The sequence below is a fragment of the Butyrivibrio sp. VCB2001 genome (assembly GCF_000423965.1).
Classification (GTDB): Bacteria; Bacillota; Clostridia; order Lachnospirales; family Lachnospiraceae; genus Butyrivibrio.
On record NZ_AUIZ01000013.1, the window covers coordinates 18,583 to 31,321 of the forward strand.

A 12,739-nucleotide genomic window follows, 5' to 3' on the forward strand; every position below is an offset into this window, starting at 1 on the left:
TTATTGTTCAACAAACCCCTTCAGTATTTACAACTTCACTGCCTATGTGCCAAAAACTTCCTCCTCCGTGGAGGTGGCATGGAAGTTCGGTTATACATGCCAATTCTCATTACTGCATGGACAGCATTTGTCCGACAAGCATTCTATACTAATGCTTAGGAGACATGGATATATGAGGAAACTAATCAAATCAAAAGACAAATTTATTACCTGTCCATTAGAGAATCTGTCTCTAAGAGCAGTTTTAGGAGAGCACTTTGTTCTGGATGAAGGTGTGTACAAGGTTTCGGACCCGCTGTTTAAGATTGTCCCGGGTACTCCTGAAATTTTAGATGGAAACCTGACACCATTGGATATAGATCTTTTCATATATGGTGGTTACTCCTGGTACATTTCGTATTATGGAGAGATGGAATCATCTGAAAGTGGCTTTGAACCAAGAAAGGTTTATGCAATCTCCGCGTTCTATGAAGAGGACGGGCATGGAAATAAGATGACATTTTTGGCGAGGAGAATTGTTGCTAAGGATGAAAAAGACAGGCAGGCCAACATTAATCTTAAGGACGATGTAAGTAGAGCCCTGTATGAGCATCTTTCATATCTGCGGGATAAGCGTGTTGGCTGGGTTGAGGCTGCGGGTGACTTGGAAAAGTGCGTCAGTATGGTATATCCGCTAATGGATATCATTGATCCTGAGGACCTGATGTTTGAACGTGGCTTTGAGGAAATGCTTATTAGTTTGGATCAGTTTCATTATGATAGAACCTTAAGAAATGGTGACGTGGCCTCTTGGCTTATTGCCTATGGGAATAGAGGCTGAAGAAGAGGACCTGGATATGAGTAAAATCAAACGGGGAAATTCCTGCTTTGAAGAAACAACCCGGTATCAAAGGCTTCATGAAAAACCTACGAACAAGGTGAAGCGATGGATAAAAAATTCTAAACATGCTTATCAACGTGTCAAGTATGGCTTTTGCGAGGCTGATATCTGGGAAATGGACACTTGGTTTTTGAAGACTGTTCCAGCCATGCTTAAACATTTAAAAGATTCGCATTTAGATTATCCCGAGAGAGTCTATGAATACATGACTGTGCCTGAAGATGAAGATCCAAATGGTAAGTTGGCATTTAGACGATGGAATGAGATCTTATCAGAAATGATCAGGCTTTTTGATGAGGTTTACTCATATGAAGATAAAGTAGCCACGACTCATCCGTTCTTTGGTGATGAGGAGAAGGAAAAGCAGAGAGAAGATATTAAAAACAAGGCATTTTCATTGTTTTCTGAGTGGTTTTTTGATCTGTGGTGGTAGTAACTGAAGTACGGAATGGCGATTTCACACCTATTTCAGGTACGAGAACAATGTAATACATGTGGAAAGACGTGGAGGGACAGATTTTGTCCATCACGTCTTTTATAATGTCTCTACCCCAGAAAGAGAATGTGTTTTTTAATCGTTTTTTTAGAATGGGAAGGGACGAAAAAATAGTATGATTAATGTGCAAAGAGAACCAGGATATAACCCTTGGGCAGATAAGTACGCTAAAGAAAAAGTAGTGATGGGCTCGACAAAAGAGCGGCGCAAGATGAATTACGTAATTGGAGATGTCCATAATGATAACGAAAAACTAAATAAGATTCTGAAAATGATATCTGTTAATCCAGAGGACCACGTTTACTTCTTGGGAGATTTGTTTGATAGATGCAATTCGCATCCAGATCCAGTAGGTGTGTACTTCAATGTGCTTAAGCTTGGGGAGCAAGCCACGGTTTTGATGGGCAATCATGACAAATGGCTGGCTAATTATATTAAAGAGTTCTATTCATTATCAGAGCGTAAGCGCAGAAAGATGAGAGAGTATCCATATAATACGTTTGAGCTGCTGAGGGAAAGACTTACCGATGTCGATATTATGAGACTTGCAGAATTTATAGATACTTTCCCAGCGCAGATTGAGCTGCACGCAGATGGGCGAACCCATCTTTTGGCACATGCAAGGACCTCTGCTCCTGAAGATGTTCGTGACGAAAAGTTTTATCTAATGGGAATGGATGACACTATTCGAGTGGATGAGGATATGTATTATAAAGACGGAGTGCCAGGTTTTACTTCAATCTGCGGTCATACAGAGACATCTCTTATTGGAAGTATGCATGGCGGATCATATTCTGAACATGGCAGAACATCTATATGGAGAAATGAAAAGAATAACCTGATTCTTTTAGACTGTGGTTGTGGCTTTGAAGATGGAAGACTGGCATGTATTTGCCTTGAGACTGGAGAAGAGTTTTATGCTTAAGATCAAGATACATCGCGGGACACATCAGATAGGTGGAAGCATAACTGAAATATACACTGAAAACACTCATATCTTCGTGGACTTTGGCTCTGAGCTTAATGCTGATCCAGCGGATTCAACAGATGCTGAGATGGTGGAAATGATGCAGCATGCGAAATGTGATGCGGTTCTCTTTACTCATAATCACGGTGATCATATTGGGCTGTTACAGCAGATACCTAGGACCGATGTAGATGGCAAAGTAATTAAATTAGCCATGGGCAAAGTATCTCGGAAGGTGCTTTTCAATATACATAAGACACTCACCCAGTTTCCAGAAGTTGCAGCGGAACACGAGGATTATCTGAAAATACTGTCTGACTTAGATAGGAATGTAGATTTAGAAGATGGTGTTCCGGTATTCATTGGCGAGGCAAAAGATATAAAGGTTACCCCGCTACACGTTGATCACTCTGCGTATGATGCGTTTATGTTCATTATAGAAGCAGAAGGAAAAACAATTGTACATACCGGCGATTATAGAACTCATGGACGATTGGGAAAAGACTTTTTTTCCAGACTTGAAAACGTATTGGCAGGAAAAGTAGTAGATGCGCTTATCACAGAAGGCACAATGATGAGCAGGCTTGGGGAAGAGGTTCTTACTGAGGAGGAACTTCAAAAACAAGCACTAGATGTACTGAAGAAGCCAGAGAACAAATGGGCATTTTTGATTTGCTCGTCTACTAACGTTGAAAGTCTTGCTTCATTTGCTAATGCTGCGATGTATCTGGGGAGGGCTTTTTACGTTAATTATTATGTCTATGAGCAGATTCTTTTATACAGAGAGACTGCTGGAGAAGAAGATAAAGCCTTTAAGTTTTGGAAGACATATAAGTTTGAGAGTATGAATAAGTACAATCCTAAGCTCAAGATGACGCAACCAGAATTCATGAAAGAGAATGGTTTCCTTATGCTTATCGGTGCTTCGGAGGCCTATAAGTATCGGATGGATTACTTTAAAGCGCAGGATCCGCTGCTTATTTATTCCATGTGGAAAGGCTATGTTGACGAAGAATCTGATGCTTATGATGAAGAGCTTGGCGCTCTGTACAATGGGTGGAATCCAAGAAGAAGGGAATACCTTCATACAAGTGGCCATGCAACTGCTGACACCATACGTGAGATGATACTGACAGTTAAGCCGCAGAAATATATTATTCCGATACACACTGAGAAACCGGAAGATTTTAACAAACTGGATATAGGGGAATATACTGAGAAAGTCGTTACAGCTACTGATAGTTTATTATTGGAGATGGGCATGGATAAGAGGCTAATGAATGAATACCAAGAAACAGTTGAACATGTAAAGTTGGAGCTTGACAGTAATGCTCAATGGGTTGATCAGTATAAAAATTATGCTTTAAGGATGTTAAAGCATAGAGACTTTTTCTCTGAACAGCGAGGTAAATTTAACGAAATCGGTGGTCTACATTATTACTTAACTATTGGAAAAGTAAAAGACAATAACAATAGTTTTGACATTCGTTATTTGGGACAGAGTGTGGGCACGATTACACTAAAAGATAATGATGTGGTCCTTACTGTGTCTGATGATCAATGCAAAAATAATAAGCGGGATTTTGGCTATGATTTAGGGCCAATAAATGACAAAAACTGGAGTGAAAGTGAAGAAGCAAAGCGATTCCGTGAGTATTTTAAAAAGTATTGCGATGGAAAACCTAGGCAAAAAGAGCACTTGGTTGAGAGCGCATTGTTTTCTGAATTGGGGAAAAAGAGTTCAAAAGACAAACAACTATGCCATATTACACCAATATCGTATGCTGGAACAAGAATTCATATGAAGACTGCCCTTAGAGCAAGTGATAAAAAAGAAGTAACGGTATATTCAAAGACTGGTGGAGAAATCGATCTGCTGTGTAGAAGGGTGGTAAAGCCGGGAGAAAGTAGGTTGGTGGTTATAGAAGTCAAAGATGAAAATAAAGCTAATGAGTCTTTTGATATTGCTATGAATCAGGCTATTTCGTATGCAGTTTTTTTGTGGAAACTCATTCATTCAGATGCTGGAGAGTATTGGAGGAACCTTTTTGGAATGCAGAATCAGAAAAGATATGGTTTTACTATTGACTGTGTCGTAGCTATGCCAGAGGGAGTAACAAAACCAAGCTTTTTAGGACATAGAATTAATTTGGAGAATGAAAACGGAACAACAGACTACTTGGAACTGCATTATATGGAATTAGTAGATATTGGATCTGAAGATGTAAAGTTTAACACTTCATTAAAGTAACTTACTAACCCTGTTGTCGCCGGGCAATGATAATCTAAGTAAAACGATACAGAATTGAGGAAGCAGATATGATGACCATTAACGGGTTAAGCAAAAACTGGGCCAGACTGATCCAGTGTTTTGGGCTGACCGATGACCAGGTAAAAGAGGTCGAAAAGAATGTCCCAACTGGAAGCTGCGAAGTTATGAAGGTGGATTGTTTTACAGATATCATTGCAATGCCACAGATGGTGGCGATTGTTGTCTGGGATGAGATGTCTGAGATAGACAAAGGCTCTTTTGAAGAGTTCTTTACTGAGATATCACCATTCCCCGAGACTCTTGTAGTGATTGGTAATGCAGATCTGAATTCAGAGCTGAAACGGCAGGTGCAGGAGTATGATTCCTATGAATCGCTGGCGCAGAACCTTAAATATGTTCTACTTGGAGCTTATAAGAAGACCAAGAAGAACGAGAACTTTAGCTCTAACTTAGCAAATGCTTTATTCATCCTAAAAGAAATCAAGAACAGACCCTATATTACAACAAGACAACTCGCTGATGCCTTGGAGCTATCACCCAGGACAGTCCAGCGTTATATTGAGACACTACGCGTAGCCGGTGAGTGGATAGACTATGATATGTCCCATAAAGGCTGGAAGCTAGGGGCTTGTGAGTCGTTTTTCACAGAAGGCGTGTGGGAAGATTGATATGATTAAGTGATGAGGATGCAGCAATAGCTGCATCCTCATCATCGCTTAACCCTTCTTACAAATTTGAATCACGTCTCGCCCATTGGCCTCAGCATACTTTATTGTATCAAGGGTACCGCCGGGAGCTCCTGTGTATACAGCTATCACTCTTGACGAATGGTCGACCATCCACTCGTTTCTGGCATAGAAAGCCGCTCTTCCGGGATTGTTTCTAACAAATACATGGTCATCTGCCAGTTTGAAAATATCATTATACCTTTCAATCCAGCTGCTTTCCCATTGCCTTTCCATTCCAGGGAACGCACATGCGGCAAAGAGCCTTATATTCTCGTGCTCTTTTTTCTTCTTTAGGACTATCTCTGCCGCCCAGATATCAACTCCTCTTTGCATACCGCTAATAAAATCGGTATATCCATTCTCAACCGCGGCATCTATCTGCTGGTCAAGCCAATTGACAACCTCCTTTTCACTGTATTGATTTAGGCGTTCCGGTCTATGACCGGTAAATGAACAAGCATGCTTTACATCTATTTCTTTCATCATCAGGTCCCTCCTTGTCATGAGAAGGGTATCAAACACTATGTGAAAAAATTTGTTCATGCCGCCAAGTATGATAAAACCGAGGTTCTATAAGTGAACCAAAAAATAACAACAGTAATGAATGTGAGTGGTCAGAAGTTGTCCACCTCATTTTCTATACTAAACAATGGGTTTTATCACCCTTTGTTTTGCGGAAGAATGCCGTATTTATGCGGCTTGGAGGGGTTATGGGTAGAAAGAAGGACAAGAGAAAATGGAATCCTGAAGAGATTGAATTTGATCTCGATAAGCTCTCGGAATATATGAAAAATCTTAAGCCCGGGCAGTACGCTGATGTGGACGATATGGTTGCTCAGTGTGCGTCTACAGATCTTAATCTGGAAAAACTCTCCAGATATGTCAGTGGGATAAGGCCTGGGGAATACCTGGTGTTTGATAAGCTTGTTATTTCGTGTTCCGAGGATGGTTTTGAAATACAGGAGATTGATGTTGAGGGGGAAAATGATTCATGAATAAGCCTTTTCTGCAGGCATTTCCAACGCTTGCGTTGGATGCATCTACAAAAGACATCTTTAAAGATGTCGTCATAGATAAGATCTCATCAACCAGAAAGCAGGATTTTATTCGTATTTATATCTCCAGCAGCATTCTGATCGAGAAACCAGAGATATATAAGGTAGAAAAAGAAATAAAAGATCAGCTCTTTTCCGGGCTGTCCGTTACAGTAAAGATTTACGAGAAGTACAACCTGTCCTCACAGTATACTCCAGAGTATTTGTTTGAACTGTATCGTGACAGTATCTTTGTTGAGCTCAAGGCTTATGACCCCATAGAATACACGCTGGTTAGGAAGGCTGACTTCTGGTTTGGCGAGGATTATAAGGTTGTCATTTACCTTGAAGATACTGTCATTGCCAGGAAGAAAGCTCAGGATATAGCCCGCGTCTTTGAAAAGATATTTAACGAGCGTTGTGGATTGGGAGCTTCTGTGAGTGTTGAGTATAAAGAGCCTTCAGAGGAAAAAACCAAAGCCAACTACTCAGAAGAAGTAGTTGTGAGGGCCGTTAAGGCAGTGGAAGCGACAGATAAAGAAAAGCCGGAGGCTGAACCCAAGGAAAAGAAAGACTCCAAGGCCAAAGGAAAGGGCTTTGGAAATGGGAAGGGTTCTTATAAGAACGGGTCCTTTGTCAGATCCAAGCTTCCTGATGATCCCAACGTTATATATGGAAAGAACTTTGAGGATGAGGCTACTGCGATTGAGAATATCCTCGGCGATGGAGATGAGGTAACTATTCGAGGCAAGGTTCTAAGCTATGAATGCAAGCCATATAAGCAGAATGAACGTGCGATTCTTATGTTTGTCGTATCGGATTTTACTGACAGCATAAAGGTCAAAATCTTTGTGGCGGCTGAAGCTGTGCCTGAGCTTGAGAAAAAGATTTATCCTGGAGCCTTCCTTAAGATTAAGGGAATGGCACTGATGGATAAGTTCGATCATGAAGTGTCTATGCAGAGCATTACCGGCATAAAGACGATTCCTGATTTCACAGAGAAAAGAGTAGATAACTCTGCGGAAAAGAGAGTTGAACTACACTGCCATACAAAAATGAGCGACATGGATGGTGTATCAAGCGCAGGAGATATCATAGCTCAGGCATATGCATGGGGGATGCCTGGTATAGCCATAACAGACCACGGTGTTGTTCAGGGACTGACAGAAGGATATCACTACATTCAGAAATATAAGGACAAGCATAAGGATTCTGATATTGACCAGTTCAAGATGATTCTAGGAGTTGAAGGCTACCTTGTTGATGACTTTTTCAAGATAGTTCTTAACAACAAGGGACAGCAGTTGAAGGGCAGTACCCTGGTCGTATTTGATCTCGAAACCATAGGATTGTCTCCTGTAAAGGGCAAGATAATCGAGATTGGGGCGGTGAAGATAAAAGAAGGAACAGTGATCGGGCGCTTTTCGCAGTTTGTTGATCCCAAGATTCCGATACCGCCCTACACAACCAGGCTTACCAGCATTACAGATGACATGGTTATTGGTGAACCTACAATAGAGCAGGCTTTGCCAAAGTTCTTGGATTTTTGCGGAGACTGCGTTCTTGTAGGCCACAATGTTTCTTTTGATATCGGTTTTATTAAGGAAAACTGTAAGCGACTTGGGATTGAGAAAGAGTTCACTTGTATAGATACTATGGGCCTTTCCAGAGCTTTTTATCCGGAGCAGGCAAGACACAATCTTGATGCTGTGTGTAAAAAGCTTGAAGTTGTAAATGAGCACCACCACAGAGCAATAGCTGATGCTGAGTGCACTGCGCAGATATATGAAAAGTTTGAGCAGAAGCTCTTTGAAAGAGAAATCTTTGACCTGGAGAAACTAAAAGAATTGGAGGAGCTTAGCCCAGAGGCCATAAAGAGACTGCCGTCTCATCACGTAATTCTATTGGCGACTGACGTTATCGGAAGGACTAACCTGTATACCCTTATCAGCAAATCTCACCTGGATTATTTCCATGGAAAACCGCGTATGCCAAAGAGCGAGATCATGAAGCACAGGGAGGAACTGATCATTGGATCCGCATGCTGCGCAGGAGAGGTGTATGAAGCGGTTCTTGGAGGAAAACCAGAGGATGAGATTGCCAAGATAGTAGAATTTTACGATTACCTTGAGATTCAGCCGATTGCCAATAACCGTTTCATGATTGGCAGCGAGAAATTCGAAGGGATTACCTCAGAGGAAGATCTTAGAGATATAAACCGCGAGATTGTTGCGCTTGGAGAAAAGTATAACAAGCCCGTTGTCGCAACTTGTGACGTACATTTCTTAAATCCGGAGGATGAGATATACAGGCGAGTCATCATGAAGATAAAGGGTATGGATGACGAGGAGCCTGCGCCTTTGTATCTTCGGACTACAGAGGAGATGCTTAAGGAGTTTGAGTATCTCGGAGATGAAAAGGCCAGAGAGGTTGTAATAGAAAATTCTAATAGAATTGCTAATAGATGTAAAAATATAGCTCCTGTAAGGCCCGATAAATGTCCGCCTGTTATCGAGAACTCTGATGAGACCCTCAGGAAGATATGCTACGAAAAGATTCACGAAATCTATGGCGAGCAGCTTCCGCCAATAGTTGAAGAGAGACTGGAAAAAGAGCTTAAGTCCATTATAGGCAACGGCTATGCGGTTCTTTACATTATTGCTCAGAAGCTCGTATGGAAATCCTTGGAAGATGGATATCTCGTTGGATCCAGAGGATCAGTAGGGTCATCTTTTGTGGCCTTTGCAGCTGGAATCACAGAGGTTAACTCTCTGCCGCCGCACTATCTATGCCCCAACTGTAAATACAGTGACTTTGACAGTGAGGACGTTCTGAAGTACTCAGGAAACTCAGGTTGTGACATGCCTGATAAGATGTGTCCGAAGTGCGGTACCAAGATGAAGAAGGATGGCTTTGACATTCCATTTGAGACATTCCTGGGCTTTAAGGGAGACAAAGAGCCTGATATCGACCTTAACTTTTCCGGTGAATACCAGGCCAAAGCCCATAAGTACACGGAAGTTATCTTTGGAGAAGGCCAGACCTTCAGAGCCGGAACTATAGCATCTGTTGCGGACAAAACTGCCTACGGATATGTAAAGAAGTATTTCGAGCTGGAGAATATCACAAAGAGGAATGCAGAGGTGGAGCGTATCGCCCAGGGATGTATTGGAGTACGTCGTGGAACCGGTCAGCATCCGGGAGGCATTATTGTCCTTCCGGTAGGTGAGAACATACACAGTTTTACACCAATTCAGCACCCGGCTAATGATGTGCATACGCCTATAATCACTACACATTTTGACTACCACTCGATAGATCATAACCTGCTGAAGCTAGATATTCTTGGACATGATGATCCAACGATGATCAGGTTCTTAAATGATTGCACAGGACGAGATCCGCAGGAGGTGCCGCTTGACGATGAGAAGGTAATGTCTCTTTTTATGAATACAGAGGCGTTGGGTATTACTCCAAAGCAGATAAGCGGTACCAAGCTTGGCTGTTTGGGGCTTCCTGAGTTTGGAACAGACTTTGCCATGAACATGGTTATTGATGCTGCGCCTCAGTCCTTTTCCGATCTTATAAGGATTTCAGGTCTTTCTCATGGTACTGATGTATGGTTGGGCAATGCGAAAGACCTTATAGAAGCTGGTACAGCAACTCTTAGCTCCTGCATTTGTTGTAGAGACGATATCATGGTCTATCTGATCCATATGGGACTTGATAAGTCAGAGTCCTTCAAGATCATGGAGGCTGTGCGTAAAGGAAAAGTTGCTGCAGGTAAGGAGAACAACTGGGAGGATTGGAAGAAAGACATGCTGGATCACGGTGTCCCTGAGTGGTACATCGAGTCCTGCCAGAAGATCCAGTACATGTTCCCCAAGGCTCATGCTGCAGCCTACGTAATGATGGCCTGGAGAATCGCTTATTTCAAGGTTTATATGCCGGAAGCATTTTATGCCGCATGGTTTTCAATAAGAGCGAAGGCAATAAATTACGAGAGGATGTTCCAGGGGCTTACGACCTTGAGGCGACATATGGCCGAGTACAGGGAAAAAGGGGATGAAATGACTGCCGCTGAGGAGGATGAACTTGCTGCTATGAGGCTGGCAGAGGAAATGTATGAAAGAGGTATTGAAGTAGAGCCTATCGATATCTATAGGGCTGATTCCAGGTCTTTTAAAGTATTCGGAAAAAAGATTATGCCGAGCCTTAAGAGTATCGACAAGCTTGGTGAAAAGGCTGCAGATCAGATAGTTGAGGCTGCGAAGAACGGTCCATTTACATCAAGGGATGACTTTAAGGCAAGAACCAAGTGCCCACAGGTTGTCATGGATACTATGCATCGCCTTGGTATGTTTGGGGATCTTCCGGAATCGAGTCAGCTCAGCATCTTTGATCTGATGGGGAAATAGGAAGTTAGGAGAAGACCATGACTGATGATGTTTCAATAAGCAATCGAATAGAGGAAAAGTGGGACGAAATTAAGCAGATAGTTCGAAAGGAGTGCTGTCTCACCAATATATCCTATGGCACGTGGATAGAGCCATTGGAGTTTTTGCGATATACAGATGGCGTGGCTTATGTACTTCTTCCGCAGAACAATGCCATGGCAATGGACTATGTTAAAAACAGGTTTTACAGCTTTTTTGTTGAAGCTATGGCTGCTGCTGCGGAGCTGGACGGCCTGATAGATGAATTGTCAGTGGAATTCACGTTTGACGCTGAAGAAGTAACAGCGAGAAACGAAGAAAAGATGTCTGAAGAGAAACTGGCACAGCTAAGGGCGAGCCTGAAGCCCAAGTTTACCTTTGAAAGCTTCGTTGTTGGAGGTAGCAACAGGTTTGCTTATAGCGCTGCTGTGGCTGTAGCTGAAGACCCAGGGGCTATATACAATCCGCTGTTTTTATATGGAGGACCGGGGCTTGGTAAGACACATCTTCTTCAAGCCATAGGTAATTACATCTGTAGAACGGCGCCTGAGCAGAAAGTCTTATATGTTACTTCTGAGGATTTCACCAATGAGGTTATTGAGTACATCAGGACAGGGCAGGTAGATGAACTGCATGAAAAATACAGGACGGTAGATGTACTGTTGATTGATGACGTTCAGTTCATAATCGGTAAGAAGGCTACGCAGCTCGAGTTTTTCCATACCTTTAACACCCTGTATCAGGATGGTAAGCAGATAGTTCTTTCTTCAGATCGCCATCCAAAAGAGATAGAGGCGCTGGATGAAAGATTCAGATCGCGCTTCGAGATGGGATTAACTTCAGATATCCAAAAGCCCGACTACGAGACTAGAATGGCGATTCTGAGAAAGCTCCACGAGGGAAAGATTCTGGATATTGATGACAGCGTTTTTGAGTATATAGCAAACGGGGTTGTTTCTAATGTCAGGGAGCTTGAAGGTGCTTACACAAAGGTTGTTGCTTATTCAAGGCTTAATAAGCTGGAGCACATTGGAGAAGAAGAGGCAAAGCTCGCTCTCCGGGATGATATCGAGGTTGGAAGAGCAAGAAATATCCCTCCGTCAGTCATCATAAGCACTGTAGCAGAGCAGTATAACGTGAGTGTTGATCTTCTTAAGTCCAAAAAGAGGAGTAATGATGTTGTTCTTCCAAGGCAGCTTGCAATGTATTTAATCAGGGAATATACGGATACAACGCTCGCTGGCATAGGAAAAGAGTTGGGCGGAAGAGATCACTCAACAGTAAAGAACAGTATTGAGAGGATAACCGACATGCTTTCCACAGATGAGGATATCAACCAAAAGATAGATGTTATCTGTATGAAGCTGAACCTCAACAAGAAGGAGTAGTCATGTATGCGAGAAACAGAGTGTATACATTTGAAAACTTTGACATAGACAGAAGAAATAAGTTTGCATATGAGGCGGCAAAAGAAGTCGCTGATTCACCTGGTGGCAGATTCAATCCTCTTTACCTTTATGGAAAGAGATATGACGGCAAGACACATCTGTTAAAGGCAATGGAGCGAGACCTTCGCGAGAAAAAGCCTCTTTTGGATGTCCTATATGTAAGAGGTGAAGATTTTGATAACGACCTGTTAAGCGCAATATCCTCAAACCAATATGGGCTAGGAATCAAGCTGTTCCGCGAAAAGTACCGAAATGTAGATGTGCTATTGGTGGATGACATTGATTATTTTATGGAAAGACGCGTGGTCCTAAATGAACTCATAAATACCTTTGATTCCCTTTATTTACAAGGGAAACAGATAGTCTTTTCAGCAGACAGGAGGCCCGCTGGCCTGGGGGGGATGGATAAACTGTTCAGAGGAAAGCTCGAGATGGGACTGGCAATAGGGATAAGGAACTAAAAAAATAAACGAGGGAG

At 42.2% G+C, this 12,739-nt stretch carries 10 protein-coding genes; 9 read left to right on the plus strand and 1 reads right to left on the minus strand.

From position 1 onward, the window contains the following. The first annotated feature begins 172 nt into the window (after positions 1–172). From G589_RS0111835 to G589_RS0111855, 5 genes are all read left to right on the plus strand, one after another. On the plus strand, positions 173–820 hold the full coding sequence (locus G589_RS0111835) for a hypothetical protein (protein ID WP_026522293.1): 648 nt from the start codon (positions 173–175) through the stop codon (positions 818–820). Positions 821–836: 16 nt separating this feature from the next. Then, a complete protein-coding gene (locus G589_RS0111840) occupies positions 837–1,313 on the plus strand; it encodes a hypothetical protein (RefSeq protein WP_026522294.1) in 477 nt (158 codons plus the stop codon). Between the two features lie 178 nt (positions 1,314–1,491). Further along, a complete protein-coding gene (locus G589_RS0111845) occupies positions 1,492–2,301 on the plus strand; it encodes a metallophosphoesterase (RefSeq protein ID WP_081669031.1) in 810 nt (269 codons plus the stop codon). Then, a complete protein-coding gene (locus G589_RS21245; protein ID WP_051192351.1) occupies positions 2,294–4,594 on the plus strand; it encodes an MBL fold metallo-hydrolase in 2,301 nt (766 codons plus the stop codon). Before G589_RS0111845 ends, G589_RS21245 begins: the two co-directional genes overlap by 8 nt. 68 nt (positions 4,595–4,662) lie before the next feature. Beyond that, the gene (locus G589_RS0111855; RefSeq protein ID WP_081669032.1) at positions 4,663–5,283 is read left to right on the plus strand and encodes an HTH domain-containing protein; all 621 of its coding nucleotides are present in this window, start codon (positions 4,663–4,665) and stop codon (positions 5,281–5,283) included. A gap of 48 nt (positions 5,284–5,331) precedes the next feature. Here G589_RS0111855 and G589_RS21250 read toward each other — a convergent pair whose 3' ends face one another. Then, positions 5,332–5,829 carry an SLOG family protein gene (locus G589_RS21250; RefSeq protein ID WP_051192352.1) on the minus strand — a complete coding sequence of 166 codons (498 nt, stop codon included), beginning with the start codon at positions 5,827–5,829 and terminating at the stop codon, positions 5,332–5,334. Positions 5,830–6,053: 224 nt separating this feature from the next. Here G589_RS21250 and G589_RS0111865 point away from each other — a divergent pair, with 224 nt between their 5' ends. Genes G589_RS0111865 through G589_RS0111880 form a run of 4 tightly spaced genes read left to right on the plus strand, consistent with a single transcriptional unit; the run spans position 6,054 to position 12,722 of the window. After that, positions 6,054–6,338 carry a hypothetical protein gene (locus G589_RS0111865; RefSeq protein ID WP_026522297.1) on the plus strand — a complete coding sequence of 95 codons (285 nt, stop codon included), beginning with the start codon at positions 6,054–6,056 and terminating at the stop codon, positions 6,336–6,338. Beyond that, positions 6,335–10,795, plus strand: coding sequence for a PolC-type DNA polymerase III (locus tag G589_RS0111870; protein WP_026522298.1), 4,461 nt, complete (start codon positions 6,335–6,337; stop codon positions 10,793–10,795). Before G589_RS0111865 ends, G589_RS0111870 begins: the two co-directional genes overlap by 4 nt. Before the next feature lie 17 nt (positions 10,796–10,812). Continuing rightward, positions 10,813–12,201, plus strand: a complete 1,389-nt coding sequence (gene dnaA, locus G589_RS0111875; RefSeq protein ID WP_026522299.1) for a chromosomal replication initiator protein DnaA — start codon at positions 10,813–10,815, stop codon at positions 12,199–12,201. 2 nt (positions 12,202–12,203) lie between these two features. Next, positions 12,204–12,722 (plus strand): DnaA ATPase domain-containing protein, encoded by a 519-nt coding sequence (locus G589_RS0111880; RefSeq protein WP_026522300.1) that lies wholly within the window; start codon positions 12,204–12,206, stop codon positions 12,720–12,722. Positions 12,723–12,739 lie beyond the last annotated feature (17 nt).